The organism is Streptococcus sp. 27098_8_186, from assembly GCF_041432055.1.
Classification (GTDB): Bacteria; Bacillota; Bacilli; order Lactobacillales; family Streptococcaceae; genus Streptococcus; species Streptococcus dentalis.
Genome location: NZ_JAPVYV010000006.1, coordinates 81,812 through 107,901 on the forward strand (window position 1 = coordinate 81,812; position 26,090 = coordinate 107,901).

Genomic DNA, 26,090 nt, shown 5'->3' on the forward strand with positions numbered 1-26,090 from the left:
ATGAAATTACAAAAACCAAAAGGGACCCAGGATATCCTTCCTGGCGATTCAGCGAAATGGCAATATGTAGAAGGCTTTGCACGCAAGGTCTTTGCGCGATACAATTATGATGAAATCCGCACACCGATCTTTGAACATTATGAAGTCATCAGCCGTTCAGTAGGGGATACGACAGATATCGTTACCAAAGAAATGTATGACTTCTATGACAAGGGAGACCGTCATATCACGCTTCGTCCAGAAGGAACAGCTCCTGTTGTCCGCTCCTATGTTGAAAATAAACTCTTTGCGCCTGAGGTACAAAAACCAAGTAAGTTCTATTACATAGGCCCAATGTTCCGCTATGAGCGTCCTCAAGCAGGTCGTTTGCGTCAATTCCACCAAATTGGGGTAGAATGCTTTGGATCGAGCAATCCTGCAACGGATGTTGAAACCATTGCCATGGCAGCGCAATTCCTGAAAGAACTAGGGATTGATAATGTGACCTTGCACTTGAACACCTTGGGAAGCCCTGCCAGTCGTCAGGCTTATCGTCAAGCCTTGATTGATTATCTCTTGCCAATGAAGGATCAATTGTCTAAGGACAGCCAACGTCGCTTAGAAGAAAATCCGCTTCGTGTCTTGGATTCAAAAGAAAAAGAAGACAAGGCCGCGGTTGAACAGGCTCCTTCCATCCTAGACTATCTGGATGAAGAAAGCCAAGCGCATTTTGATGCGGTTCGTCGGATGTTAGAAGACTTGGGGGTAGCCTATGTCATCGATACCAATATGGTGCGTGGCCTGGATTACTACAACCACACGATTTTTGAGTTCATTACAGAAATTGAAGGCAATGAATTGACAGTCTGTGCAGGTGGTCGCTATGATGGTTTGGTTGAATACTTCGGTGGCCCTGCGACAGCTGGTTTTGGATTTGGTATCGGTGTGGAACGGATCCTTCTCGTCCTTGAAAAGAAAGGCATAGAATTGCCGATCGAAACAGGCCTAGATGCCTATATCGCCGTCCTAGGAGATGAGGTCAATGAAGCAGCGCTTAGCTTGGTTCAAGCCCTTCGAATCCAAGGTTTCAAGGCAGAACGTGACTATCTTGGACGCAAACTCAAGGCCCAATTTAAGTCAGCAGATGTCTTTGCGGCCAAAGCCTTGATTACCTTAGGAAGTAGTGAAGTTGAGAGCGGTCAAGTTACTGTGAAAAATAACCAAACTCGACAAGAAGTAACGGTAGCTCTTGAAAGCTTGAAGAAAGACTTCCCATCTGTTTTAGCAGAGTTGGGATTGGCTTGATCAAGTCTTACAGACACCTGTAAAACAGATTCGCATGGGAGTGGGAGCAAAGTCGTTGCGCCTGCTCTCTTTTATCTAGCTTCTGTTTACCGACCTTTGCCAAGATTTGGCGAAAAGCCGTTAAATTTTCTGACATTTATGATATAATGAGAAGACTACTAGTAAAGGAATGAATCAGTCATGACATTAGTTTATCAATCAACACGAGATGAAAAGAATACTGTAACAGCTAGTCAAGCCATCCTTCAAGGATTGGCGACAGATGGCGGTTTGTTTACTCCAGTCTCTTATCCTCAAGTAGAGCTGGATTTTGATACCCTCAAAGATGCCTCTTATCAAGAAGTGGCCAAGCTTGTTTTGTCAGCCTTTTTGGGCGACTTTACAGCAGAAGAGTTGGACTACTGTATTTCTCATGCTTATGACAGCAAGTTTGATACTCCAGCTATTGCTCCGCTTGTCAAACTCGATGGGCAATACAATTTGGAACTCTTCCATGGTTCCACCATTGCCTTTAAAGATATGGCTTTGTCGATCTTGCCTTACTTTATGACAACAGCAGCTAAAAAGCACGGTTTGGAAAATAAAATTGTCATCTTGACGGCGACTTCTGGAGATACTGGAAAAGCTGCGATGGCAGGTTTTGCTGATGTTCCAGGAACAGAGATCATTGTCTTTTATCCAAAAGATGGTGTCAGCAAGGTGCAAGAATTGCAAATGACGACTCAGACTGGAGACAATACCCATGTCATCGCGATCGATGGAAATTTTGACGATGCCCAAACCAATGTCAAACACATGTTCAATGATGTGGCGCTCCGTGAAAAATTAGCAGCCAATAAGATGCAATTCTCATCAGCCAACTCTATGAACATTGGCCGTTTGGTGCCTCAGGTTGTCTATTACGTATACGCCTATGCTCAATTGGTTAAGACAGGCCAAATCACAGCGGGAGAAAAAGTCAACTTTACCGTCCCAACAGGAAACTTTGGAAATATCTTGGCAGCTTTCTATGCCAAACAAATCGGTCTTCCAGTTGGGAAATTGATCTGTGCGTCAAATGAAAACAATGTCTTGACAGACTTCTTCAAAACACATGTCTATGATAAGAAACGTGAGTTCAAGGTGACCACCAGTCCATCGATGGATATCTTGGTCTCTTCAAACTTGGAACGCTTGATTTTCCACTTGGTTGGCAATGATGCCACAAAGACTAAAGAGTTGATGGAAAGCCTCGTTGCAACAGGTCAGTACCAGTTGTCCAACTTTGATGCAGACATCTTAGATTTGTTTGCGGCTGCATACGCAGATGAAGCAGAAACTGCTGCAGAGATCAAGCGGGTCTATGAAGCGTCTGATTACATCGAAGACCCTCATACAGCCGTAGCATCAGCCGTTTATCAAAAATACCGGACCCAAACAGGGGATACTGCTAAAACAGTCATTGCCTCTACAGCAAGTCCTTATAAATTCCCAGTGGTAGCAGTAGAAGCGGTGACAGGCGAGACAGGTCTAGGCGATTTCGAAGCCTTGGCTAAATTACACACACTCTCAGGTGTTCCTGTACCACCGGCTGTAGACGGCCTTGAAACTGCACCGGTTCGCCATCGTACAAGCGTGGCAGCCAAAGACATGCAAGCAGCCGTAGAAGACTACTTGGGACTTTAATTCTCTGTATTAGAAAGATCAAAAGAGCCGTTTGGCTCTTTTATATACTCATGAATTCATACAAAAAAATCTTAAACATCGCCCTTCCTGCCATGGGTGAAAATTTCTTACAAATGCTGATGGGCATGGTGGACTCTTATTTAGTGGCTCACCTGGGCTTGATTGCCATTTCAGGTGTTTCCGTCGCAGGAAACATCATCACCATCTATCAGGCTATCTTTTTGGCACTGGGTGCGGCAGTTGCCAGTGTCATGTCCAAAAGCTTGGGCGAAAAAGATCAAGATAATATTGCCTACCATGCGACAGAGTCACTGAAGGTGACCTTACTGTTGAGTGCTCTCTTAGGAGGGGCTTCGCTGTTATTTGGACGCCAGATGATTTCGCTGTTGGGGACTGAAGCTGCAGTAGCCGAAAGCGGGGGGATTTACCTTTCCTTGGTTGGCGGGACCATAGTTCTCTTAGGATTGATGACGACCTTGGGCTCCTTGGTTCGGGTGGCCAACAATCCACGTATTCCTATGTATGTGAGCTTGTTGACCAATGTTTTGAATGCTCTATTCTCCTCTGTGGCCATTTTCCTTTTTGGTTGGGGCATTGTCGGAGCAGCTTTGGGGACGGTGCTGGCCCGTCTGGTGGGCGTCATCCTCTTGTGGCAAAAGGTCCAGCTACCTTTTGCACCCCTTGGTTGGGGATTGGATCGTAAGCTCTTGAACTTAGCACTTCCAGCTGCCGGAGAGCGGCTGATGATGCGGGCTGGAGATGTGGTAATCATTGCGATCGTGGTTGCTTTTGGGACCGAGGCAGTCGCAGGAAATGCCATCGGAGAGACCTTGACCCAGTTTAACTACATGCCTGTGTTTGGGGTGGCCACAGCGACGGTCATGCTCGTAGCACGGAGCCTGGGTGAAGGTGATCTTGAGCAGATTGCCCGCTTTCGAAAGCAGTCTTACTGGTTGTCCTTCGTGTTCATGTTACCCATTGCCTTGGGAATCTTTTTCGGTGGCACTCTTCTAACCCATCTCTACACACAAGATACAAAAGCAGTAGAAGCTAGTTTATCGGTTGTCCTCTTTTCTTTGTTGGGAACGCCGTTTACAGCAGGAACGGTCATCTATACAGCTGTTTGGCAAGGCTTGGGAAATGGGAAGCTTCCATTTTATGCGACGACGATTGGCATGTGGGTCATTCGAATTGGAGCCGGTTATCTGCTTGGAGTAACCCTTGGCTTTGGCCTTCCAGGGGTCTGGACGGGGACACTGCTCGACAATGGTTTCCGTTGGCTATTTTTGAGTCAGCTATATAGACGAAAAGTAGGAGAGAAGAAAAAATGACAAAACGAGCCTTTATTTGGGATTTGGACGGAACTTTGCTGGATTCCTATGATGCTATTTTAGCAGGTCTTGAGGAGACCTATGCAACTTATCAGCTTCCCTTTGATCGAGCCAGCATTAAAGACTACATCTTGAAGCATTCGGTTCAAGATCTTTTAGTAGCTGTGGCGGAGGAGTATCATCTGGATGTGACCGACTTGAATCATCGCCGAGCAGAAAGTCTAGCGGAGAAAAATGCCCAGGTCCTTCTGATGGATGGGGCGCGTGATGTCCTATCCTGGGGACAAGAAGCTGGAATTGAGCAGTTTGTCTATACTCATAAGGGAGAGAATGCCTTTGTCATCCTACGGGATTTGGGTTTGGAATCTTTTTTTACAGAGATTTTGACCAGTCAAAGTGGTTTTGCCCGCAAGCCTGACCCAGAAGCTGCTAGGTATCTGATGGAGAAGTACGGGTTGGAGCCAGAAAATACCTACTATATTGGGGATCGGAGCCTGGATATTGACTTTGCAAGAAATAGCCAGATTCAGAGTATCAATTTCTTGACGTCTGACTATCAAGGCAACCATCAGATGAACACCTTACTAGATATCCCAGGTATTTTAAACGCTGAAAAGAATCTGTAAAGAATTTGTTTTCATTTTGAAATAAAGTCGTAAGCTTTCTTTAAGAAATGTCCGCTATAATAAAAGCATAAACAAAGACCTCCTAACTTTGTTTAGAAAAATCCTAAAACTTTTCTTTTTCATAATAATCTCCCTAAGAGTCGCCAAATCAGGCGGCTTTTTTTGTGTGAAAGAATAGTGCAAGTTCTTTTTCTTGCAAGAGGATATGAAATATTTTATAATTGATTAGTCAATTATTGATTTATCAAAAATGAATAGAGGAAGGGACATGGCAGAAATAAATGATTTGCTCTACCAACTACGTTTGGCAGATCAATCAACTACGCAACTTTTTGAAAAGCGCCTAGGGATTAGCTTAACACGTTATCAAATTTTGCAGGATTTATTAGAACAAGCACCTTGCAATCAGATCGCGGTTCAGGAGCGCTTGCGGATTGATCCAGCGGCTTTAACGCGGCATTTCAAAATATTAGAAAAGGAAGGATTTGTCCATCGGAGTCGAAATCCAAAGAATCAGCGGGAAATCTTAATTCATTTGACGGATATGGCCTATAATCGTTTGGTCAAACATCCCCCTCGCCATCATGTGGCGGTGAAAGAACAGATGAGTCGGATTTTGACTGCTCAAGAACAAGAGCAATTTTCTTACCTGCTGGACAAATTAGTATCTGGCATTGAACAAATAACAGTTGAATAAAAAGGAGAATCTACGATGTCATTACTGACGATTATTTTAGCAAGTCTTGCTGCACTGGAGCATTTATATATTTTTTATTTGGAGAGCATCAAAACCACATCTGATACCACAAGTCGGGTTTTCAACATGGATAAAGAAGAACTCGCTCGCCCATCTGTGACCTCTTTATTTAAGAATCAAGGGATATACAATGCCTTGATTGGGGTGTTCCTCTTGTATGGATTGTTTGTCTCTAAAAATAGTGAAGTTGTTACGATTTTTGTACTCTTTATTATTGGAGCTGCAGCCTACGGTGCGATGACAGCTAATAAAAAGATTATCTTGACCCAAGGTGGCCCTGCAATTTTGGCTTTGTTGAGTATCTTATTTTTGGGGTAAAAAGGACGGGCTGCTAGGGCTCTTTGAGCTGATTTTATTAAATTAGTGTAGAAAAAAGTATAAAAAAAGACTAAAATTTTTATTGACTTTCTAAGAAAAAGGGTTATAATGGTAGCAACAGAAAAGTAATGAGTCAGCTATTTCCAGGGAGCTTGTGGGAATTGTGAACAAGCAATAGCGACTGATGAAAATTGGACTGTTATGATCAATGAATTTTAACCCATGTGAATTCGGTTGGCACCCCTTACCGTGCAACTCCTTGATAGAGGAGATAGAGATGTAGGGAAAGACCAGCTATTTTTCCCTATAAAAGAGGTGGCACCGCGGACACTACGCCCTCACACAGTTTTTGTGTGAGGGCTTTTCTATGTGCCTTAGCGAGCGAAGCGAGCTTAGGCACATTGATCCCAAAGCGCAAACAGAGCGATGGGATAACCTTAATAGCCTTAGCAAGCGAAGCGAGCTTAGGCACATTGATCCCAAAGCGCAAACAGAGCGATGGGATACCCTTGATCGCCTTAGCAAGCCAAGGTGCGGTTGAATTTATTAGAATAAAAGAGTTGTAGAAGAGAGGTTTCTGATATGAAAAAAGTTTTATCTGCTGATGTGTTGAGTCCAATTTTGGCTTATATGCGTTTGGATGCGCCCCATAAAATGATCTTAGAGTCAATTCCTCGTGAAAAAGAGAATGCGCGTTTTTCAATTGTAGCCTATCGGCCAGTCAGTGAAGTCAAGTTTGAACATGGCGTCCTCTATTACAATGATCAAATTGTTGAAGAGGATCCTTTAGACTTTTTGAACCGCATCACGGTCAAAACGAAAACTTCTGAAGAGCTTCCTTTTAACGGTGGGGCGATTGGATTTGTCAGTTATGACTTGATTGGCCTCTATGAGAACATTGGTTCCATTCCTGAAGATACGATTGGCACACCAGATCTTCACTTTTTCTTATATGAAAGCTATGTGATTTTTGATCACAAAAAGGAAAAGGTCTATGTGGTGGAAGAGAACCTCTATAGTGGACGGAGTGAAGCAGAGCAAGCGTCGAGCTTGGAGCAAGTGTTAGCACAATTGGCAAGACCTGCAAAGGAAGAGTTTCAGGACAAGGACCTGCATGCGCTTCATTTCCACAATCATTTGGAGCAAAAAGAGTTTGAGGAAATGGTGGCCTTAGCCCGGGACTATATTCGAAAAGGAGATATGTTCCAATGCGTGCTCAGTCAACGTTTTTCAGCTGATTTTTCAGGGAAACCGCTAGATTATTACCGCAATTTGCGCGTGACCAATCCTTCGAATTATCTCTACTTTTATGATTTTGGGGAGTACCAAATTATCGGTGCTAGTCCAGAAAGTCTGGTGTCGGTCAAGGATCGAGTGGTGACAACCAATCCCATTGCTGGCACACGTCCCAGAGGGATCGATGAAGAGACTGATCGGCAATTGGCAGCTGAGTTGACAGGGGATCCAAAAGAAGTCGCAGAACACCGAATGTTGGTGGATCTAGGGCGAAACGATATTGGGCGTATCGCTCAAAATGGGTCAGTTGAAGTGACCAAATATATGGAAGTGGAATTCTTTCGTTATGTCATGCACCTGACGAGTGTGGTCAAGGGGCAATTACTTCCTGGACTAGCCTCTATTGAGGCTCTGAAGGCAACTCTTCCAGCTGGGACCGTTTCGGGTGCTCCCAAGATTCGAGCCATGAAGCGAATCTATGAGGCAGAAAAAGAGAAACGCGGGGTCTATGCGGGGGCTATTGGCTATCTCTCTGTGACGGGGGATCTTGATTTTGCTATTGCGATTCGAACCATGATCCTCAAAAATAAGAAGGCTTATGTGCAGGCCGGAGCAGGAATCGTTTATGATTCGATCGCTGAAAATGAATACCAAGAAACCGTCAATAAGGCAAAATCGATGACAAGGATTGGAGAAGAAGGATGATTTTATTAGTAGATAATTACGATTCATTTACCTACAATTTAGCACAGTATATCGGAAAATTTGATGAGGTCCAGGTGCTTCGAAATGATGATCCGGATTTGTACCAAGTTGCCCAAGAAGCAGATGCCTTGGTCTTTTCTCCAGGTCCAGGTTGGCCAAAGGACGCGGGTAAGATGGAGGAGATGATCCGAGATTTCGCAGGGGTCAAACCAATCTTGGGGATTTGCTTGGGGCATCAAGCGATTGCGGAAGTTTTTGGAGGGCGCTTGGGATTGGCACCACAGGTCATGCATGGCAAACAAAGCCAGATCCAGCTAGAAGCTCCCTCTCCGCTATACGCGGGTGTCGCAAAAGAGGTCCCAGTCATGCGCTACCATTCACTGACGATTGAAGACATGCCAGAGGATTTTGTCATTACCTCTCGGACGACGGATGATCAAGCGATTATGGGGATTCAACACCGCAGCTTACCAATTTATGGTTTTCAATACCATCCAGAAAGTATCGGGACGCCAGATGGGCTCAAGACCATCGAAAATTTTGTCAAACTCGTCAAGGAGCGGAAGATGAAACAAGTGCTTGCAAAAGTAGCGGAAGGAATGGATCTAACCGGTGCAGAGTTAGAAGCTGCCATGGAGGAAGTCGTTGCTGGTCGTGCTTCAGAAGCACAGGTAACGGCCCTTCTTCTAGGTCTCAAAATGAAGGGAGAAACGGTTGAAGAGCGGACGGCTATTGCAAAAGTGATGCAGGCCCATGCGGTCGTTATTCCCACAGAAGTTCAAGGAGCAATGGACAATTGTGGAACGGGGGGCGATCGTTCGTATAGTTTCAACATTTCAACAACAGCTGCCTTCGTCCTTGCTGGTGGTGGCATCAAGATGGCGAAACACGGAAATCGTTCGATCTCTTCCAAATCCGGTTCTGCGGATGTACTAGAAGCTCTAGGGATTAACCTTGATTTGGGTCCAGAAGACTTGGGACGAGTTTTTGAAAAGGCGGGCATTGTCTTTCTGTTCGCCAAAAATCTGCATCCTGGTATGCGCTATATTATGCCAGCTCGCTTGGCATTAGGAGTTCCAACCGTGATGAATTTGACTGGTCCTCTTATCAATCCAGTTCCTCTAGAAAGCCAGCTATTGGGAACCAGTCGTCCAGATATGCTAGAAAGTACGGCGGAGATTCTAAAGAATTTGGGAAGGAAACGGGCAGTGGTGGTGAGTGGTCCACAAGGTTTGGACGAGGCAGGCCTTGATGGAGCAACTCAGCTCGCTATTCTGGAAGATGGACAGGTTACCTTATCCAGCTTTCAACCAGAAGATATAGGAATGGAGCGCATTGAAATTGATCAAGTACGAGGTGGAGACGCCAAACGCAATGCGGAAATTTTGCTCAGTGTCTTGAAGAATGAAGCGAGTCCCTTCTTAGAGGTGACGGTCTTGAATGCTGGCCTTGGTTTTTATGCCAACGGCAAGGTAGATTCTATCAAGGAGGGAATTACCTTGGCACGTGAAGTGATTGCCAGTGGGGCTGCCCTTGAGAAATTGAGATTATTACAGGAGTATCAAAAATGAGTCAAGAATTCTTGCCAAAGATTCTAAAGGAAAAGGCGCGTGAAGTGGCTGCGATGAAAGAAGAGGAACTCCAACCTTTGCGCGAGACCTACCGCCTGTATGATTACCTAAAGAGTCATCCAGAAAAGCTTCAGGTCATTGCGGAGGTGAAAAAGGCTAGCCCGAGTCTGGGAGATATTCATGTCGATGTGGATATCGTCGCGCAGGCTAAGACTTACGAAGAAAATGGGGCCGTGATGATTTCTGTCTTGACTGATGAAGTGTTTTTCAAGGGCAGTATCGAGTATCTCCGCGAAATATCTAGTCAGGTGCGTATTCCCACCCTCAACAAAGATTTCATTGTGGATGAAAAGCAAGTGATTCGGGCGCGAAACGCAGGGGCGACCGTGATCTTGTTGATAGTTGCAGCCTTACCAGAGACTCGTCTGAAAGAGCTCTATGATTTTGCGACCCATCTTGGCCTGGAGGTCTTGGTGGAGACTCATAATCTGACAGAACTAGAGGTCGCTCACCGGATTGGGGCTCAGATCATCGGGGTGAATAATCGCAACTTGGTGACCTTTGAGACAGATCTTCATACTAGCCTTGAATTGGCGACCAGTTTTGAACAAGAACCGGTTTACATCTCTGAGTCTGCTATTTTCACAGTAGCAGACGCGCGCATGCTGGCTCCTTATTTTAATGGCATTCTCGTTGGGACAGCCCTCATGAAGGCAGACAATGTGGCTGAAAAAGTAAAGGAGTTGCAGATTGACAAAGGTTAAAATTTGCGGATTGTCCACTCCAGAAGCTGTCCAGACAGCTGTTGAATCCGGTGCGGACTACATTGGTTTTGTTTTTGCACCAAGCAAACGGCAAGTCACGCTGGAGCAAGCCCGGGAGTTGGCTACAGGCATTCCAAAGAGGGTTCAAAAAGTCGGTGTTTTTGTATCACCACAAAGAGAAGAAGTGGAGCAAGCTTGCCAAGTTGTGGGCTTGGACCTGATACAGGTGCATGGGCCGATAGATGAAACCATCTTGCAAGAGTTTCCCCAACAAACGATTCGCGCTGTTCAAGTGGGAAAAGACGCAGCTCTTCCTGAGACCAGTGCCGATTATCTGCTCTTTGATGCTCCTGTAGCAGGAAGTGGAGAGACTTTTAACTGGCAAGAACTCGAAACCCAAAACTTCACAAAGCCCTTCTTTATTGCAGGAGGCTTGACGGAAGACAATGTAGCAGATGCCATTCGCTTCTTTCATCCTTATGCGGTGGATGTATCCAGTGGGGTCGAGACAAATGGAATAAAAGATCAAGAAAAAATAAAACGATTTATAGAAAGGGTCAAGCATGGCATATAAACAACCAGATAAAAACGGATTTTATGGGCGGTTCGGGGGACGATTTGTCCCTGAAACCTTGATGACAGCAGTTTTAGAATTAGAAGAAGCCTACAGAGAAAGTCAAGCAGATCCTTCTTTTCAAGCAGAATTGGATCAGCTTCTGAAACAATATGTCGGTCGGGAAACACCGCTCTATTACGCTAAGAATCTAACCAAGTATGTCGGTGGAGCCAAGATCTTTCTTAAAAGAGAAGACCTCAACCACACAGGGGCTCATAAAATTAATAATGCCCTAGGACAGGTTTTATTGGCACACCGGATGGGCAAAAAGAAGATCATCGCAGAAACAGGGGCTGGACAGCACGGTGTTGCAACAGCAACAGCTGCTGCTTTATTTGATATGGAATGTACCATCTACATGGGGGAAGAAGATGTCAAACGCCAAGCCCTCAATGTCTTTCGGATGGAGTTATTGGGCGCCAAGGTTCAATCAGTAACAGATGGGTCACGTGTCCTCAAGGATGCGGTCAATGCTGCCCTTAGAGCCTGGGTAGCAAATGTGGAGGATACCCACTATATCATGGGTTCTGCTCTAGGACCTCACCCATTCCCAGAGATTGTCCGTGATTTTCAAAGTGTCATCGGTCGAGAAGCCAAACGCCAATTTGCAGAGCAAAATGACGGGGCTCTACCAGATGCAGTCCTAGCCTGTGTAGGAGGCGGATCGAACGCCATTGGCCTCTTTTATCCTTTTGTTGAGGATACCTCTGTTGCCATGTATGGGGCAGAAGCTGCTGGCCTTGGGGTAGATACAGACCAGCATGCAGCAACCTTGACCAAGGGACGTCCGGGAGTCCTTCACGGAGCCTTGATGGATGTTTTACAGGATGCCCATGGACAGATTTTAGAAGCCTTCTCGATTTCAGCAGGTCTCGATTATCCAGGAATTGGGCCAGAGCATTCTTATTTCCATGACATCAAGCGGGCAACCTATGTGCCTGTGACAGACCAAGAAGCCCTAGAATCCTTTCAATTGCTTTCGAAAGTAGAAGGAATCATTCCAGCTCTGGAATCGAGCCATGCTATCGCCTATGCGGTGAAATTGGCCAAGGAGATGGGGCCTGAAAAATCCATGATTGTTTGCTTATCAGGTCGTGGGGATAAAGATGTGGTACAAGTCAAAGACCGCCTAGAACAAGAGAGAGGAGAGTAAGATGGGAAAGACCTTAACAGAGCATTTACAAAAGCTGAAAGACCAGCAGCAAGGGATCTTTGTTCCTTATATCATGGCAGGAGATCATGAAAAAGGCCTGGCAGGTTTGCAGGAAACCATCCAATTTTTGGAGGAGCTTGGTGTCTCAGCCATTGAAGTTGGCATTCCTTTTTCAGATCCGGTGGCAGATGGCCCTGTGATTGAAGAGGCAGGATTGCGCAGTTTAGCCCATGGGACAACGACAGAGGGTCTGGTGCAAACGATCCAGCACTTGGAGACAAGTGTTCCTTTGGTTATCATGACCTATTTCAACCCCTTGTTCCAATATGGGCTCGAAAACTTTTTTAGAGATGTAGAAGGAACAGCGGTCAAGGGAGTGATTATTCCGGATCTTCCTCATGAGCATGCGGATCTGGTAGAGCCTCTATTAGTGGATAAAGACATCGCTTTGGTGCCGCTAGTGAGCCTAACCACAGGAATCGAGCGCCAAAAGAAATTGATCCAAGATGCAGAAGGATTTATCTATGCCGTTGCTGTCAATGGAGTGACGGGGAAAGCTGGTAGCTATCGAGATGATTTGGATCACCACTTGGCCCAATTACACGAAATAGCATCCATTCCTGTTTTAACAGGTTTTGGAGTTTCCAGCATGGAGGATGTTCACCGTTTCAACAAGGTCTCAGATGGGGTTATTGTGGGGTCTAAAATCGTTAAGGCTCTCCACCAAGGGGAGACAGACGCCATCGCACGTTTTATTTCTCAAGCAGTGAAGGGCTAGAAGGTTCATTCCATTCATCATCAGCTTGATTCTCCTAGATCAAGCTCTTTGTCTACTATTTTAAACATTCCCCTCGTTTGTCTTTACAAACGAGGCTTTCTCGTTACAATAGAGGTAGTAACAAGAAAAGAGGAGAAGAGAATGATAAGCCTTGAAGAGATTGATCAAGTTGTCCAGTCAGGTCCTTTTGAACCAACCTGGGACTCTCTTAGCCATCAAGTCTGTCCAGATTGGTATCGAGATGCCAAATTTGGAATATTTATCCACTGGGGGGTCTACAGTGTACCTGCCTTTGGTTCGGAATGGTATTCGCGAAATATGTATATCCAAGGGAATCCTTGCTATGACTATCATCGAGAGCATTTTGGAGACCAGGCTAGCTTTGGTTATAAGGATCTCATTCCTCTATTTACAGCCGATCGTTTTGATCCGGCATCTTGGCTAGATCTCTTTCAAAAAGCGGGAGCTCAGTATCTTTTCCCAGTTGCGGAGCACCACGATGGCTTTCAGATGTATGCCTCTACTCTCTCGTCTTATAATAGCTTAGAAATGGGGCCGAGACGAGATGTTTTAGGGGAGTTGAGGGAGGAAGCAGAAAAACGTGGCCTGCACTTCTGTACGTCCTCTCACCGGGCAGAACACCAGTTTTTCTTTTCACATGGCAAGGAATTCACTAGTGACATTCCGCAAGAAGTCCCAAGAGACAGCCTTTATTGGCCAGCCAAGCCAGAGCCCAAGGATCATTTTGATCTGACTTCCAAGCCTTATCCAAGTAAAGAATTCTTGGAAGACTGGCTTTTGCGAACCTGTGAACTGGTGCGGGACTACCAGCCAGAGCTCCTTTATTTTGACTGGTGGATCCAGCATGAGAGCTTCCGTCCCTACTTGATGCGCTTTTTGGCTTATTATTACAATCTAGCAGCACAAGAGGATCGCAAGGTGGCTGTTTGTTACAAACAGGATGCCCTCCCTTTCGGTTCAGGAATCGTCGAGATGGAGCGGGGAGGATACGGAGAGACGCAAGCCTTTCCGTGGCAAATGGATACCGCGATCGCCCGTAATTCTTGGTGCTATACCCAGGAACTAGCCTACAAGAACAGTAAGGAATTGCTGCAAAATTTAGTTGATGTTGTGGCAAAAAATGGCAATCTTCTGCTCAATATTGGGCCCAAGGCAGATGGCACTATCCCTGAGCAAGACCAAGACATCCTCACAGAGATCGGGGACTGGCTGGCGGTAAATGGAGAAGCCATTTATCAGAGTCGGCCTTGGCGGGTGTCATCGGACGGACCGACCGAGGCCCAGGAAGGTTCCTTCTCAGACGGGCAAGCGCCACTCTATACCAGCCAAGATTTCCGCTATACCATGCGTGAAGGCCTGCTTTATGCTATCCAGCTGGAACCAAGTGGAAGGACAGAAGAGCTGACCTTGCCGTCTCTCGCCTATGATCTCAAGCAACCGAGAATTCTTCATGCGCGCATTCAAAAGGTAGAGCTCCTTGGAGAAAGTCAGCTTCTTTCTTGGAGCCAAGATGAGACAGGGCTCCATCTTCAGTTACCAGCTTGCAGCAAAAAACAACCGCGTGTTTTGCGCCTCAGCTTTTAGTTTTCTTGAAGCTTTCTATAAGGAATCGTTTAGGTTTCTCTTGTATACTGTACTCATCCAATAAGAAATGAGGTACAGAAAATGAAAATCTCAGTTAATTATCCAAAACGCTTTAAGAAATTGCCACAACAAGGTTCTTGTTACGGCGAATAAACACTTCTCTTCATTTTTCATAAGAAACTCCTAAAGAAGGCTCTACCCGAAAGGGTAGAGTTTTTATGTACCAGAGACCTTATGATTCGTGGTATAATAGGCCTATGGAAAAAAAGAATAAATTACTACTCATCGACGGGTCTTCCGTCGCTTTTCGTGCCTTTTTCGCACTCTATCATCAAATTGATCGCTTCAAAAATGCCAATGGTTTGCATACCAATGCGGTCTATGGCTTTAACCTCATGTTGAGTCATCTCTTGGAGCGCATCCAACCGACCCATGTCCTCGTTGCTTTTGATGCAGGAAAGACGACTTTTCGGACGGAGATGTATGCCGACTACAAAGGGGGCCGTGCAAAAACTCCAGATGAGTTCCGTGAGCAGTTTCCTTTCATTCGTGAACAACTGGATCATTTGGGGATCCGCCATTATGAGCTAGCTCAGTATGAAGCGGATGATATTATTGGAACGCTGGATAAGATGGCAGAAACTACCTCGGTGCCATTTGATGTGACTATTGTCTCTGGGGATAAGGATTTGATCCAGCTGACAGATGACAATACGGTGGTTGAAATCTCTAAAAAAGGGGTAGCGGAGTTTGAGGAATTCACTCCAGCCTATCTCAAAGAAAAGATGGGGCTGACACCCGAGCAATTTATCGACCTCAAGGCCTTGATGGGAGATAAATCGGATAATATCCCAGGTGTTACTAAGATCGGAGAAAAGACCGGGATCAAACTACTCCTAGAGTACGGTTCTCTCGATGGCATTTACGAGCATATCGACGAGATGAAGGCTTCTAAGATGAAGGAAAACCTCATCAACGACAAGGAGCAGGCCTATCTGTCTAAGACTCTCGCAACCATCGATACTAATGCGCCCATTGAAATTGGCCTGGACGATATCACCTATACAGGCCCTCATCTAGAAAATCTCGCCAAGTTTTATGAGGAGATGGGCTTTAAGCAACTCCGTCAGGCCTTGGATCTCAGTGGAGAAGAAGCAGCTCCTGTAGCTATTGACTATACAGAAGTCGAGCAAGTCACTTCAGATATGCTCACGGAAGATAGTTTCTTCCATTTTGAGATTTTTGGGGACAATTACCATACAGAACCCATTATCGGTTTCGCATGGGGGACCAAAGGTCAGCTCTACGCGAGTACAGATACTGGTCTTTTACAAACACCGATTTTCAAAGAATTTCTCGAAAAAACGCCCCTCAAGGTCTATGACTTTAAACGGGCCAAGGTCTTGCTCAGCCACTTGGGCATTACCCTTCAAAATCCCGCGTTTGACAGTCGATTGGCCAAGTATCTCTTGTCGACCGTAGAGGACAATGAGATTTCAACCATTGCGAGTCTCTATAGTCAGATTGCGCTGCCGCTGGACGAAGTCGTTTATGGCAAGGGAGCAAAAAAAGCTATCCCAGAAAAGGCAGTCCTATTAGAGCATTTGGCACGGAAAGTTGCTGTTCTACTGGATACCGAAGAGCCTATGATGGAGCAGTTGCAAGCCCATGACCAGCTAGATTTGCTCTATGATATGGAGCAACCACTAGCAGCTGTTTTGGCCAAGATGGAAATCGCGGGGATCAAGGTAGAGCGCCAGACCCTAGAAGACATGCAGGTGGAAAACGAAGTGGTCTTGGAGCGCTTGACCCAAGAAATCTACGAGCTTGCAGGAGAAGAGTTCAACATCAATTCTCCAAAACAATTGGGCGTCATCCTCTTTGAAAAATTGGAACTCCCTCTTGAATATACTAAGAAGACCAAAACCGGCTATTCAACAGCTGTTGATGTCTTGGAACGCCTGGCTCCAATTGAACCAATCGTGTCTAAGATTCTTGAATACCGCCAAATTGCTAAGATCCAGTCAACCTATGTCATCGGTCTTCAAGATTGGATTTTGGAAGATGGGAAGATCCATACCCGTTATGTACAGGATTTGACGCAGACAGGCCGCTTGTCCAGCGTGGATCCCAACCTGCAAAACATTCCTGTCCGTTTGGAGCAAGGCCGTCTTATTCGTAAGGCCTTTGTCCCAGAAGAGGAAAACAGTGTCTTGTTGAGTTCGGACTATTCACAGATCGAACTGCGCGTCTTGGCCCATATTTCAGGAGATGAGCATTTGATTGATGCCTTTAAGCATGGGGCAGATATCCATACATCGACTGCTATGCGCGTCTTCAACATTGAAAAACCAGAAGATGTGACGCCAAATGACCGCCGCAATGCAAAAGCAGTAAACTTCGGTGTGGTTTATGGAATTTCCGACTTTGGCCTGTCTAACAACCTGGGGATCAGTCGAAAAGAAGCCAAGGCCTACATTGAGACCTATTTCGAACGCTACCCTGGCATCAAGGACTATATGGAGAGAGTGGTACGGGAAGCGCGTGACAAAGGCTATGTAGAAACCCTCTTCAAGCGTCGTCGGGAGATTCCAGATATCAATTCTCGCAACTTCAATGTTCGAGGCTTTGCGGAGCGGACAGCTATCAACTCACCCATCCAAGGATCGGCAGCAGATATCTTGAAAATTGCCATGATCCACTTGGACCAAGCGCTAGAAAGAGGAGCATACAAGACCAAGATGCTTCTTCAGGTGCACGATGAAATCGTTCTGCAGGTACCAAGTGATGAACTGGCAGCGATTAAAGAACTCGTCAAAGAGACTATGGAATCCGCTATCGAACTTGCAGTTCCACTAGAAGCTGATGAGAATGAAGGCAAAACATGGTATGAAGCCAAATAAAATTGAGTTTGTTCAAAACAGAAAGCGGTAGGAGACTTTTCAGTTTCCTACCGCTTTTAACGACAAACACTTGCAATGCCTTCCGTATTGTTATACTATTTAAAGAAAGGAAACGCATACAAAAGGAGATTCTTATGGCTTATTCATTTCGCAATCCTAGTGATGGCATTATCAAACATTACCTAGAAACCAGCAAGATCATCGCTGTGGTTGGATTATCTGACCATGAAGATACGACCAGTCATCGTGTTAGCAAGGAGATGCAAGAGCGGGGCTATCGGATTATTCCTGTCAACCCTCGTGCAGCCGGTGGTCAGATCCTTGGGGAGACGGTTTATGCTAGCCTACAGGAAATTCCTTTCCCAGTAGATATCGTTGATGTGTACCGTCGCAGTGAGTTTTTACCAGATGTGGCACGTGATTTTATTGAGACGGATGCGAAAATTTTCTGGGCACAATTGGAGCTGGAAAATCAAGAAGCAGAAGAAATCCTTCGTGGAGCTGGACGAGAAGATATCGTCATGAACCGCTGTATCAAACGGGAACACACCCGACTGCTCTTAGGAGACTCCCTATACGGTTTATAAATGATAAACAATTGAATAGAAGAAAACCCCAGCTTGTTGGGGTTTTCTTCTTACTCTTATTCAGTTTCATGGTTTGGATGGCCTGTAAAATGGCGCGGCCCTTGTTTAATCTGCTTGATTTGATCATAAAAGGCAATTTGGCAGTTGATAAAGTAAGGCATGGTATAAAAGCCGATGACATCGCGCGTGAAGTAATTCAAGAAGTACCAACCAACCAAGGTTAGATCGAGCACCAAGCGATTGCTGCGGAACCCTTTCATGGTTTCACGACTTTGGCGAAGGACTCCAAAGGCTCCCTTGTAGTCGCCGTCTCGTAATTGCTCATAGAGGATCAATTCGACCAAGCTGAGACTGTAGTATTGTGGCAGATAAAAGAGGAGGCCAATCAGGCCAAGTACAACACCAGCAGTCATCAGAGGCATTTGTTGCATGAGAGATTGGAATTCAGGACTAGAAGCACTCAGGGTGCTAGGGTTGCTCACCTTATCGTAGATCGCCAAAAATCGAATGCTAGCGTAGGTGCTGATGAGACTCCCCACATAGAGGATGATTCCCCATAAAAAGAGGACGACTTGCTTTAAGATCAAGGTGGCAAATACAGAGGTAAAGCGGTCTTGTTTAAAGATATCTAAGACGCGTGTTCGGTGTTCGATCTTGGGATTAATCGTATCTAAATAGCTAAAAGTCGCACCAACCACTAAAATGGAGATGACAAAGGAGACGACAGAAGGAAAGAGCTGCCGCTGGATCATGTAGATACTTGCTTGCAGCAAGGTCATATCCGGTAGTAGATCGATCAGATCTTGCCCACTTAAGAGAAAGTTAGCAAGAATGGTCAACAGGACCGGAAGAGCAAAAAGGATAGCTAAGCCCGGTTGCTGGACTTGCATGGTACGTGCCCGGAGGCGAATCAGTTTAAGGTTCATAGATGACACTCTCTTCATAGTAGTACTTTTTATTATAACATAAGTCCGTGACAGAGCCGGTAAAATTTGGTACAATCGTACAGGTGCTCACAGGAAAACTGTGACAGGAATAAGAAGGCTGGGACTGTTTTTCCCAGTACGGAGGTAACCATGACAGATTCACCGATTCAATATCGATTAATCAAAAAAGAAAAGCATACAGGTGCTCGTCTGGGAGAAATTATCACCCCTCACGGGACCTTCCCGACCCCAATGTTTATGCCTGTAGGGACTCAGGCAACCGTTAAGACCCAATCGCCAGAAGAACTCAAGGAAATGGGCTCCGGAATTATCTTGGCCAACACCTACCATCTCTGGCTTCGTCCCGGGGATGATCTAGTCGCAAAAGCAGGAGGACTGCACCAGTTCATGAACTGGGACCAGCCCATTTTGACAGATAGTGGAGGCTTTCAGGTCTATTCATTAGCGGATACCCGCAATATCACCGAAGAAGGGGTAACCTTTAAAAATCACCTCAACGGCTCGAAGATGTTCCTCTCTCCAGAAAAAGCCATCTCCATCCAAAACAATCTAGGGAGCGACATCATGATGTCCTTTGATGAATGCCCTCAGTTCTATCAGCCCTATGATTATGTGAAAAAATCGATCGAACGGACCAGTCGTTGGGCAGAACGTGGCCTGAAGGCTCACCGTCGCCCTCATGATCAAGGTCTTTTCGGGATTGTCCAAGGGGCTGGATTTGAAGACTTGCGCCGTCAGTCTGCCCAAGATTTGGTCAGCATGGACTTCCCAGGTTATTCCATCGGTGGCTTAGCTGTTGGGGAAAGCCATGAAGAGATGAATGCCGTGCTTGATTTCACTACTCCGCTCTTACCAGAAAACAAGCCACGCTATCTCATGGGAGTAGGAGCTCCAGACAGTCTGATTGATGGCGTTATTCGTGGAGTGGACATGTTTGACTGTGTCTTGCCGACGCGGATTGCGCGAAATGGTACCTGTATGACTAGTCAAGGACGCCTAGTAGTGAAAAATGCGCAATTTGCAGAAGACTTTACACCGCTAGATCCCGAATGTGATTGCTACACTTGTAAGAACTATACCCGAGCTTACCTTCGCCACCTCCTCAAGGCAGATGAGACCTTCGGCATTCGCTTGACAAGCTACCACAACCTGTACTTCTTGATCAACCTCATGAAGCAGGTTCGTCAAGCCATCATGGATGACAATCTCTTAGAATTCCGTGAGCATTTCGTCGAAAAATATGGCTATAACAAATCAGGACGGAATTTCTAGAAATAGATAATAGGAAGAAAAAAGACTACAGCCATCTGAGAATAATAGGAATAACTGCTAGACGCAGTGGTTGATTGGTATCTTTGTTCGCTTGTTAAGCTCTAAAGATAACCTAATCAACTGTGCGGGGGCGAGACGACGAACAAATTGGATATAAATTTGTTCTGTCTCGCTCCCTTTTTCCTATATAATAGCAACTTTTTTAGTACTCAATTTCTTTCGAAAACACTTTCATCAAAAAAACGAAAAAAATCTTCTCAAATCCCTTGCATTGGGCCTCTGTTTGTGTTAAACTACTATGGTGCTGTGAAAAACAGCTATTAGCTTTGATGCAAGAGGTTGCGACACGCTCGGTTGCATTGCCACGCAACGCGCGTCGGTTTTCTTGTGGAGCTAGCCTATTATCTTAAATAGACGAAAAGGAGAAAAAGATGGCAAACAAAAAAATCCGCATCCGTTTGAAAGCGTACGAACACCGTACACTCGACACAGCGGCTGCAAAAATCGTAGAATCAGCTACTCGTACAGGTGCACAAGTTGCGGGTCCAATCCCACTTCCAACTGAGCGTAGCCTCTACACAATCATTCGTGCGACTCACAAATACAAAGATTCTCGCGAACAATTCGAAATGCGTACACACAAACGTTTGATCGACATCATCAACCCAACTCAAAAAACAGTTGACGCTTTGATGAAATTGGATCTTCCAAGTGGTGTAAACGTAGAAATCAAACTTTAATCTAAAGCTTGATCCAGAGCATAAAAAACGCTCGTTAAAAACTTTTTGAATAAAAAACTATAGAAAAGGAACTATTTTCTCATGACAAAAGGAATCTTAGGGAAAAAAGTGGGAATGACTCAAATCTTCACTGAAGCTGGCGAATTGATCCCTGTAACAGTTATCGAAGCAACTCCAAACGTTGTTCTTCAAGTTAAAACTGTTGAAACAGATGGTTACAACGCTATCCAAGTTGGTTTCGATGACAAACGCGAAGTATTGAGCAACAAACCTGCTAAAGGACATGTAGCAAAAGCTAACACGGCTCCTAAGCGCTTCATTCGTGAATTCAAAAACGTTGAAGGCTTGGAAGTTGGTGCTGAAATCACAGTTGACACTTTCGAAGCTGGAGACATTGTTGATGTAACTGGTACTTCTAAAGGTAAAGGTTTCCAAGGTGTTATCAAACGCCACGGACAATCACGTGGACCAATGGCTCACGGTTCTCGTTACCACCGTCGTCCAGGTTCTATGGGACCTGTTGCACCTAACCGCGTATTCAAAGGTAAAAACCTTGCAGGACGCATGGGTGGCGATCGTGTAACAATTCAAAACCTTGAAGTTGTACAAGTTGTTCCAGAAAAGAACGTTATCCTTATCAAAGGTAACGTACCAGGTGCTAAGAAATCTCTTATCACTATCAAGTCAGCAGTTAAGGCTGGTAAATAATAAGGAAAGGGGAATACAGTCAAAATGGCAAATGTAACATTATTCGACCAAACTGGTAAACAAGCGGGCGAAGTTGTTCTTAACGATGCGATCTTTGGTATCGAACCAAACCAAGCAGTTGTATTTGATGTGATCATCAGCCAACGTGCTAGCCTTCGTCAAGGAACTCACGCAGTTAAAAACCGTTCAGCCGTTTCAGGTGGCGGACGCAAACCATGGCGTCAAAAAGGAACTGGACGTGCGCGTCAAGGTTCTATCCGCTCTCCACAATGGCGTGGTGGTGGAATCGTCTTCGGACCAACTCCACGTAACTATGCGTACAAACTTCCTCAAAAAGTTCGTCGCCTTGCACTTAAATCTGTTTACTCAGAAAAAGTTGCTGAAAACAAATTTGTAGCCGTTGATTCTCTTGAATTTACAGCTCCAAAAACTGCTGAATTTGCAAAAGTTCTTGCAGCTTTGAGCATCGATTCTAAAGTCCTTGTTATTCTTGAAGAAGGAAATGAATTCGCAGCTCTTTCAGCTCGTAACCTTCCAAACGTGAAAGTTGCGACTGCTACAACTGCAAGTGTTCTTGACATCGCAAATAGTGACAAACTTCTTGTTACTCAAGCAGCTATCTCTAAAATCGAGGAGGTTCTTGCATAATGAATTTGTATGATGTTATCAAAAAACCTGTTATCACTGAAAAGTCAATGGCTCAACTTGAAGCAGGCAAATATGTATTCGAAGTTGACACTCGCGCTCACAAACTTTTGATCAAACAAGCTGTTGAAGCTGCGTTTGAAGGTGTAAAAGTTGCGAATGTGAACACTGTAAACGTAAAACCTAAAGCAAAACGCGTTGGACGTTACACTGGTTTTACTTCAAAAACTAAAAAAGCTATCATCACGCTTGCAGCTGATTCTAAAGCAATCGAGTTGTTTGCTACTGAAGCTGAATAATCTAAGGAGGAAATATCGTGGGAATTCGTGTTTATAAACCAACAACAAACGGTCGCCGTAATATGACTTCTTTGGATTTCGCTGAAATCACAACAAACACACCTGAGAAAACTTTGCTTGTTTCTCTTAAAAACAAAGCAGGTCGTAACAACAACGGTCGTATCACTGTTCGTCACCAAGGTGGTGGACACAAACGTCATTACCGTTTGATCGATTTCAAACGTAATAAGGATGGAGTTGAAGCAGTCGTTAAAACGATCGAATACGATCCAAACCGCTCAGCTAACATCGCGCTTGTACACTACACTGACGGTGTGAAAGCTTACATCGTCGCCCCTAAAGGCCTTGAAGTAGGTCAACGCATCGTATCAGGACCAGAAGCAGATATCAAAGTCGGAAATGCTCTTCCACTTGCTAACATCCCAGTTGGTACTTTGATCCACAACATCGAATTGAAACCTGGTAAAGGTGGAGAATTGGTACGTGCTGCTGGAGCTTCTGCTCAAGTATTGGGTTCTGAAGGTAAATATGTACTTGTTCGTCTTCAATCAGGCGAAGTTCGTATGATTCTTGGAACTTGCCGTGCTACAGTTGGTGTTGTCGGAAACGAACAACATGGACTTGTAAACCTTGGTAAAGCGGGACGTAACCGCTGGAAAGGTGTTCGCCCTACAGTTCGTGGTTCTGTAATGAACCCGAATGATCACCCACACGGTGGTGGTGAAGGTAAAGCACCAGTTGGACGTAAAGCGCCATCTACTCCTTGGGGTAAACCTGCGCTTGGTCTTAAAACTCGTAACAAGAAAGCGAAATCAGACAAACTTATCGTTCGTCGTCGCAACCAAAAATAATCATAAGCAACTAGCTTACACTTTCCGCCAGCTCGGTAGCGCTGCCTAGCAGCGCAAGCCGCTGTGGTACTAAATTTTAAAGGAGAAAATTACAAAATGGGACGTAGTCTTAAAAAAGGACCTTTCGTCGATGAGCATTTGATGAAAAAAGTTGAAGCTCAAGCAAACGACGAAAAGAAAAAAGTAATTAAAACTTGGTCACGTCGTTCAACGATCTTCCCAAGTTTCATCGGATACACTATCGCAGTTTATGATGGACGTAAACATGTACCTGTTTACATCCAAGAAGACATGGTAGGTCACAAGCTTGGTGAATTTGCACCAACTCGTACTTACAAAGGTCACGCGGCAGACGACAAGAAGACACGTAGAAAATAAGGAGAACATAAATGGCAGAAATTACTTCAGCTAAAGCAATGGCTCGTACAGTGCGTGTTTCACCTCGTAAATCACGTCTTGTTCTTGACAACATCCGTGGTAAAAGCGTAGCCGATGCCATCGCTATTTTGACATTCACACCAAACAAAGCTGCAGGGATCATCCTTAAAGTGTTGAACTCAGCAGTAGCAAACGCTGAAAACAACTTTGGTTTGGAAAAAGCTAACTTGGTAGTATCTGAAGCATTCGCAAACGAAGGACCAACAATGAAACGTTTCCGTCCACGTGCGAAAGGTTCAGCTTCACCAATCAACAAACGTACAGCTCACATCACAGTAGCTGTTGCAGAAAAATAAGGAGGTAAACTCGTGGGTCAAAAAGTACATCCAATTGGTATGCGTGTTGGTATCATCCGTGATTGGGATGCCAAATGGTATGCTGAAAAAGAATACGCGGATTACCTTCATGAAGATCTTGCAATCCGTAAATTCATTCAAAAAGAATTGGCTGACGCAGCCGTTTCAACTATTGAAATCGAACGCGCAGTAAACAAAGTTAACGTTTCTCTTCACACTGCTAAACCAGGTATGGTTATCGGTAAAGGTGGAGCAAACGTTGATGCACTTCGTGCAGCTCTTAACAAATTGACTGGTAAACAAGTACACATCAACATCATTGAGATCAAACGTCCTGACTTGGATGCTCACCTTGTTGGTGAAGGAATCGCTCGTCAATTGGAACAACGTGTTGCTTTCCGTCGTGCACAAAAACAAGCAATCCAACGTGCTATGCGTGCTGGAGCTAAAGGGATCAAAACTCAAGTATCAGGTCGTTTGAACGGTGCAGATATTGCCCGTGCAGAAGGATACTCTGAAGGAACTGTTCCACTCCACACACTTCGCGCTGATATCGATTACGCTTGGGAAGAAGCAGACACTACTTACGGTAAACTTGGTGTTAAAGTATGGATCTACCGTGGTGAAGTTCTTCCGGCTCGTAAAGACGCTAAAGGAGGTAAATAACCAATGTTAGTACCTAAACGTGTAAAACACCGTCGCGAATTCCGTGGTAAAATGCGCGGTGAAGCAAAAGGTGGAAAAGAAGTAGCATTCGGTGAATACGGTCTTCAAGCTACAACTAGCCACTGGATCACAAACCGTCAAATCGAAGCTGCTCGTATCGCCATGACTCGTTACATGAAACGTGGTGGTAAAGTTTGGATTAAGATTTTCCCACACAAATCATACACCGCTAAAGCTATCGGGGTACGTATGGGATCTGGTAAAGGGGCTCCTGAAGGTTGGGTAGCACCAGTTAAACGTGGTAAAGTGATGTTCGAAATCGCTGGTGTATCTGAAGAGATCGCACGCGAAGCACTTCGTCTTGCTAGCCACAAATTGCCAGTTAAAACTAAATTTGTGAAACGTGAAGCAGAATAAGGAGAGGTCATGAAACTTACAGAAGTAAAAGAATTTGTTAAAGAACTTCGTGGTCTTTCTCAAGAAGAACTCGCGAAGCGTGAAAATGAATTGAAGAAAGAATTGTTTGAACTTCGTTTCCAAGCAGCTGCTGGTCAATTGGAACAAACTGGACGTTTGAAAGAAGTGAAAAAACAAATCGCTCGTATCAAAACTGTTCAATCAGAAGCTAAATAATAGACTAGGGAAGGAGAATTTCAATGGAACGCAATAATCGTAAAGTTCTTGTTGGACGCGTTGTGTCTGACAAAATGGACAAAACAATCACAGTTGTAGTTGAAACTAAACGTAACCACCCAGTCTATGGTAAACGTATCAACTATTCTAAAAAATACAAAGCTCATGATGAAAACAATGTTGCTAAAGAAGGCGATATCGTTCGTATCATGGAAACTCGTCCGCTTTCAGCTACAAAACGCTTCCGTCTTGTAGAAGTCGTTGAAGAAGCGGTCATCATCTAATCATACCTGAAAGGAGAAAACGTAAATGATTCAAACAGAAACTCGTTTGAAAGTCGCTGACAACAGTGGCGCACGCGAAATCTTGACAATCAAAGTTCTTGGTGGTTCAAAACGTAAATTCGCGAGCATCGGTGATGTAATCGTTGCATCTGTAAAACAAGCTACTCCTGGTGGTGCGGTTAAGAAAGGTGACGTTGTAAAAGCTGTTATCGTTCGTACTAAATCAGGTGCTCGTCGTAAAGATGGTTCATACATTAAGTTCGACGAAAATGCAGCAGTGATCATCCGTGACGACAAAACTCCTCGTGGAACTCGTATCTTTGGCCCAGTTGCACGTGAATTGCGTGACGGTGGTTTCATGAAGATCGTATCACTTGCTCCAGAAGTACTTTAATCAATAAAAAAACAAACA

At 44.8% G+C, this 26,090-nt stretch carries 29 protein-coding genes and 1 pseudogene; 29 read left to right on the forward strand and 1 reads right to left on the reverse strand.

Annotated elements, in window-relative coordinates:
- The 16 genes and pseudogenes from hisS to O3602_RS06930 all read left to right on the forward strand — a co-directional run bounded on the left by hisS (position 1) and on the right by O3602_RS06930 (position 17,899).
- Positions 1–1,284: a histidine--tRNA ligase gene (gene hisS, locus O3602_RS06855; protein WP_003010893.1), complete on the forward strand. Its 1,284-nt coding sequence runs from the start codon at positions 1–3 to the stop codon at positions 1,282–1,284.
- 180 nt (positions 1,285–1,464) lie between these two features.
- Positions 1,465–2,949, forward strand: a complete 1,485-nt coding sequence (gene thrC, locus O3602_RS06860) for a threonine synthase (protein ID WP_003010885.1) — start codon at positions 1,465–1,467, stop codon at positions 2,947–2,949.
- Between the two features lie 50 nt (positions 2,950–2,999).
- Positions 3,000–4,280: an MATE family efflux transporter gene (locus O3602_RS06865; protein WP_371611410.1), complete on the forward strand. Its 1,281-nt coding sequence runs from the start codon at positions 3,000–3,002 to the stop codon at positions 4,278–4,280.
- Positions 4,277–4,906, forward strand: coding sequence for an HAD-IA family hydrolase (locus O3602_RS06870; protein ID WP_003010895.1), 630 nt, complete (start codon positions 4,277–4,279; stop codon positions 4,904–4,906). Before O3602_RS06865 ends, O3602_RS06870 begins: the two co-directional genes overlap by 4 nt.
- Positions 4,907–5,174: 268 nt before the next feature.
- Positions 5,175–5,603, forward strand: a complete 429-nt coding sequence (locus tag O3602_RS06875) for a MarR family winged helix-turn-helix transcriptional regulator (protein WP_003010887.1) — start codon at positions 5,175–5,177, stop codon at positions 5,601–5,603.
- A 15-nt stretch (positions 5,604–5,618) separates the two neighbouring features.
- Complete coding sequence (locus O3602_RS06880) at positions 5,619–5,981, forward strand: DUF1304 domain-containing protein (protein WP_371611411.1); 363 nt, start codon at positions 5,619–5,621, stop codon at positions 5,979–5,981.
- Positions 5,982–6,563: 582 nt separating this feature from the next.
- The gene (gene trpE, locus O3602_RS06885) at positions 6,564–7,922 is read left to right on the forward strand and encodes an anthranilate synthase component I (protein ID WP_371611412.1); all 1,359 of its coding nucleotides are present in this window, start codon (positions 6,564–6,566) and stop codon (positions 7,920–7,922) included.
- Positions 7,919–8,479, forward strand: a pseudogene (locus O3602_RS06890) (aminodeoxychorismate/anthranilate synthase component II); the annotation flags it as partial. The gene trpE and the pseudogene O3602_RS06890, both read left to right, overlap by 4 nt.
- Before the next feature lie 9 nt (positions 8,480–8,488).
- Entirely contained in the window at positions 8,489–9,493 is a 1,005-nt protein-coding gene (trpD, locus tag O3602_RS06895) for an anthranilate phosphoribosyltransferase (RefSeq protein WP_371611417.1), read from the forward strand.
- Positions 9,490–10,257 (forward strand): indole-3-glycerol phosphate synthase TrpC, encoded by a 768-nt coding sequence (trpC, locus tag O3602_RS06900; RefSeq protein WP_371611413.1) that lies wholly within the window; start codon positions 9,490–9,492, stop codon positions 10,255–10,257. The genes trpD and trpC overlap by 4 nt, the downstream gene beginning before the upstream one ends.
- Positions 10,244–10,831 carry a phosphoribosylanthranilate isomerase gene (locus O3602_RS06905; protein ID WP_371611414.1) on the forward strand — a complete coding sequence of 196 codons (588 nt, stop codon included), beginning with the start codon at positions 10,244–10,246 and terminating at the stop codon, positions 10,829–10,831. Before trpC ends, O3602_RS06905 begins: the two co-directional genes overlap by 14 nt.
- Positions 10,821–12,026 (forward strand): tryptophan synthase subunit beta, encoded by a 1,206-nt coding sequence (gene trpB / locus O3602_RS06910; RefSeq protein WP_371611415.1) that lies wholly within the window; start codon positions 10,821–10,823, stop codon positions 12,024–12,026. The genes O3602_RS06905 and trpB overlap by 11 nt, the downstream gene beginning before the upstream one ends.
- A gap of 1 nt (position 12,027) precedes the next feature.
- Positions 12,028–12,804, forward strand: a complete 777-nt coding sequence (trpA, locus tag O3602_RS06915) for a tryptophan synthase subunit alpha (RefSeq protein WP_151379391.1) — start codon at positions 12,028–12,030, stop codon at positions 12,802–12,804.
- A gap of 141 nt (positions 12,805–12,945) precedes the next feature.
- Positions 12,946–14,409, forward strand: coding sequence for an alpha-L-fucosidase (locus O3602_RS06920; RefSeq protein WP_155173226.1), 1,464 nt, complete (start codon positions 12,946–12,948; stop codon positions 14,407–14,409).
- 257 nt (positions 14,410–14,666) lie between these two features.
- Positions 14,667–17,312, forward strand: coding sequence for a DNA polymerase I (gene polA / locus O3602_RS06925; protein WP_003010861.1), 2,646 nt, complete (start codon positions 14,667–14,669; stop codon positions 17,310–17,312).
- Positions 17,313–17,446: 134 nt separating this feature from the next.
- A complete protein-coding gene (locus O3602_RS06930; RefSeq protein ID WP_003010889.1) occupies positions 17,447–17,899 on the forward strand; it encodes a CoA-binding protein in 453 nt (150 codons plus the stop codon).
- A 56-nt stretch (positions 17,900–17,955) separates the two neighbouring features.
- Here O3602_RS06930 and O3602_RS06935 read toward each other — a convergent pair whose 3' ends face one another.
- Positions 17,956–18,825, reverse strand: a complete 870-nt coding sequence (locus O3602_RS06935; protein ID WP_151379389.1) for a DUF975 family protein — start codon at positions 18,823–18,825, stop codon at positions 17,956–17,958.
- 150 nt (positions 18,826–18,975) lie between these two features.
- On the opposite strand from O3602_RS06935, the gene tgt reads away from it, so the two are divergent.
- The 13 genes from tgt (at position 18,976) to rplN (ending at position 26,072) form a co-directional block, all read left to right on the forward strand.
- The gene (tgt, locus tag O3602_RS06940; protein WP_003010858.1) at positions 18,976–20,118 is read left to right on the forward strand and encodes a tRNA guanosine(34) transglycosylase Tgt; all 1,143 of its coding nucleotides are present in this window, start codon (positions 18,976–18,978) and stop codon (positions 20,116–20,118) included.
- A gap of 431 nt (positions 20,119–20,549) precedes the next feature.
- Positions 20,550–20,858, forward strand: coding sequence for a 30S ribosomal protein S10 (gene rpsJ / locus O3602_RS06945; protein WP_003009585.1), 309 nt, complete (start codon positions 20,550–20,552; stop codon positions 20,856–20,858).
- A gap of 81 nt (positions 20,859–20,939) precedes the next feature.
- On the forward strand, positions 20,940–21,566 hold the full coding sequence (rplC, locus tag O3602_RS06950; protein WP_003010846.1) for a 50S ribosomal protein L3: 627 nt from the start codon (positions 20,940–20,942) through the stop codon (positions 21,564–21,566).
- Positions 21,567–21,590: 24 nt separating this feature from the next.
- Positions 21,591–22,214: a 50S ribosomal protein L4 gene (gene rplD / locus O3602_RS06955; RefSeq protein WP_003010827.1), complete on the forward strand. Its 624-nt coding sequence runs from the start codon at positions 21,591–21,593 to the stop codon at positions 22,212–22,214.
- Positions 22,214–22,510 carry a 50S ribosomal protein L23 gene (locus O3602_RS06960; protein ID WP_003009593.1) on the forward strand — a complete coding sequence of 99 codons (297 nt, stop codon included), beginning with the start codon at positions 22,214–22,216 and terminating at the stop codon, positions 22,508–22,510. Before rplD ends, O3602_RS06960 begins: the two co-directional genes overlap by 1 nt.
- 17 nt (positions 22,511–22,527) lie before the next feature.
- Positions 22,528–23,361, forward strand: a complete 834-nt coding sequence (gene rplB, locus O3602_RS06965) for a 50S ribosomal protein L2 (RefSeq protein ID WP_270300032.1) — start codon at positions 22,528–22,530, stop codon at positions 23,359–23,361.
- Positions 23,362–23,457: 96 nt separating this feature from the next.
- Positions 23,458–23,739 carry a 30S ribosomal protein S19 gene (rpsS, locus tag O3602_RS06970; RefSeq protein ID WP_000533766.1) on the forward strand — a complete coding sequence of 94 codons (282 nt, stop codon included), beginning with the start codon at positions 23,458–23,460 and terminating at the stop codon, positions 23,737–23,739.
- 11 nt (positions 23,740–23,750) lie between these two features.
- Positions 23,751–24,095, forward strand: coding sequence for a 50S ribosomal protein L22 (gene rplV, locus O3602_RS06975; protein WP_000818139.1), 345 nt, complete (start codon positions 23,751–23,753; stop codon positions 24,093–24,095).
- A 12-nt stretch (positions 24,096–24,107) separates the two neighbouring features.
- The gene (gene rpsC / locus O3602_RS06980) at positions 24,108–24,761 is read left to right on the forward strand and encodes a 30S ribosomal protein S3 (RefSeq protein ID WP_003002336.1); all 654 of its coding nucleotides are present in this window, start codon (positions 24,108–24,110) and stop codon (positions 24,759–24,761) included.
- Positions 24,762–24,764: 3 nt separating this feature from the next.
- Positions 24,765–25,178: a 50S ribosomal protein L16 gene (gene rplP, locus O3602_RS06985; protein WP_000960947.1), complete on the forward strand. Its 414-nt coding sequence runs from the start codon at positions 24,765–24,767 to the stop codon at positions 25,176–25,178.
- 9 nt (positions 25,179–25,187) lie between these two features.
- Positions 25,188–25,394, forward strand: coding sequence for a 50S ribosomal protein L29 (gene rpmC, locus O3602_RS06990; protein ID WP_003002350.1), 207 nt, complete (start codon positions 25,188–25,190; stop codon positions 25,392–25,394).
- Positions 25,395–25,417: 23 nt separating this feature from the next.
- Positions 25,418–25,678 carry a 30S ribosomal protein S17 gene (gene rpsQ, locus O3602_RS06995; protein ID WP_000440801.1) on the forward strand — a complete coding sequence of 87 codons (261 nt, stop codon included), beginning with the start codon at positions 25,418–25,420 and terminating at the stop codon, positions 25,676–25,678.
- A gap of 25 nt (positions 25,679–25,703) precedes the next feature.
- Positions 25,704–26,072 (forward strand): 50S ribosomal protein L14, encoded by a 369-nt coding sequence (rplN, locus tag O3602_RS07000; RefSeq protein WP_003002384.1) that lies wholly within the window; start codon positions 25,704–25,706, stop codon positions 26,070–26,072.
- The last annotated feature ends 18 nt before the right edge of the window (positions 26,073–26,090 follow it).

Coding starts and splice junctions, on each gene's coding strand:
- hisS (WP_003010893.1), top strand. CDS start 1: ATGAAATTACAAAAACCAAAAGGGACCCAGGATATCCTTCCTGGCGAT.
- thrC (WP_003010885.1), top strand. CDS start 1,465: ATGACATTAGTTTATCAATCAACACGAGATGAAAAGAATACTGTAACA.
- O3602_RS06865 (WP_371611410.1), top strand. CDS start 3,000: ATGAATTCATACAAAAAAATCTTAAACATCGCCCTTCCTGCCATGGGT.
- O3602_RS06870 (WP_003010895.1), top strand. CDS start 4,277: ATGACAAAACGAGCCTTTATTTGGGATTTGGACGGAACTTTGCTGGAT.
- O3602_RS06875 (WP_003010887.1), top strand. CDS start 5,175: ATGGCAGAAATAAATGATTTGCTCTACCAACTACGTTTGGCAGATCAA.
- O3602_RS06880 (WP_371611411.1), top strand. CDS start 5,619: ATGTCATTACTGACGATTATTTTAGCAAGTCTTGCTGCACTGGAGCAT.
- trpE (WP_371611412.1), top strand. CDS start 6,564: ATGAAAAAAGTTTTATCTGCTGATGTGTTGAGTCCAATTTTGGCTTAT.
- trpD (WP_371611417.1), top strand. CDS start 8,489: ATGAAACAAGTGCTTGCAAAAGTAGCGGAAGGAATGGATCTAACCGGT.
- trpC (WP_371611413.1), top strand. CDS start 9,490: ATGAGTCAAGAATTCTTGCCAAAGATTCTAAAGGAAAAGGCGCGTGAA.
- trpB (WP_371611415.1), top strand. CDS start 10,821: ATGGCATATAAACAACCAGATAAAAACGGATTTTATGGGCGGTTCGGG.
- trpA (WP_151379391.1), top strand. CDS start 12,028: ATGGGAAAGACCTTAACAGAGCATTTACAAAAGCTGAAAGACCAGCAG.
- O3602_RS06920 (WP_155173226.1), top strand. CDS start 12,946: ATGATAAGCCTTGAAGAGATTGATCAAGTTGTCCAGTCAGGTCCTTTT.
- polA (WP_003010861.1), top strand. CDS start 14,667: ATGGAAAAAAAGAATAAATTACTACTCATCGACGGGTCTTCCGTCGCT.
- O3602_RS06930 (WP_003010889.1), top strand. CDS start 17,447: ATGGCTTATTCATTTCGCAATCCTAGTGATGGCATTATCAAACATTAC.
- O3602_RS06935 (WP_151379389.1), bottom strand. CDS start 18,825: ATGAACCTTAAACTGATTCGCCTCCGGGCACGTACCATGCAAGTCCAG.
- tgt (WP_003010858.1), top strand. CDS start 18,976: ATGACAGATTCACCGATTCAATATCGATTAATCAAAAAAGAAAAGCAT.
- rpsJ (WP_003009585.1), top strand. CDS start 20,550: ATGGCAAACAAAAAAATCCGCATCCGTTTGAAAGCGTACGAACACCGT.
- rplC (WP_003010846.1), top strand. CDS start 20,940: ATGACAAAAGGAATCTTAGGGAAAAAAGTGGGAATGACTCAAATCTTC.
- rplD (WP_003010827.1), top strand. CDS start 21,591: ATGGCAAATGTAACATTATTCGACCAAACTGGTAAACAAGCGGGCGAA.
- O3602_RS06960 (WP_003009593.1), top strand. CDS start 22,214: ATGAATTTGTATGATGTTATCAAAAAACCTGTTATCACTGAAAAGTCA.
- rpsS (WP_000533766.1), top strand. CDS start 23,458: ATGGGACGTAGTCTTAAAAAAGGACCTTTCGTCGATGAGCATTTGATG.
- rplV (WP_000818139.1), top strand. CDS start 23,751: ATGGCAGAAATTACTTCAGCTAAAGCAATGGCTCGTACAGTGCGTGTT.
- rplP (WP_000960947.1), top strand. CDS start 24,765: ATGTTAGTACCTAAACGTGTAAAACACCGTCGCGAATTCCGTGGTAAA.
- rpmC (WP_003002350.1), top strand. CDS start 25,188: ATGAAACTTACAGAAGTAAAAGAATTTGTTAAAGAACTTCGTGGTCTT.
- rpsQ (WP_000440801.1), top strand. CDS start 25,418: ATGGAACGCAATAATCGTAAAGTTCTTGTTGGACGCGTTGTGTCTGAC.
- rplN (WP_003002384.1), top strand. CDS start 25,704: ATGATTCAAACAGAAACTCGTTTGAAAGTCGCTGACAACAGTGGCGCA.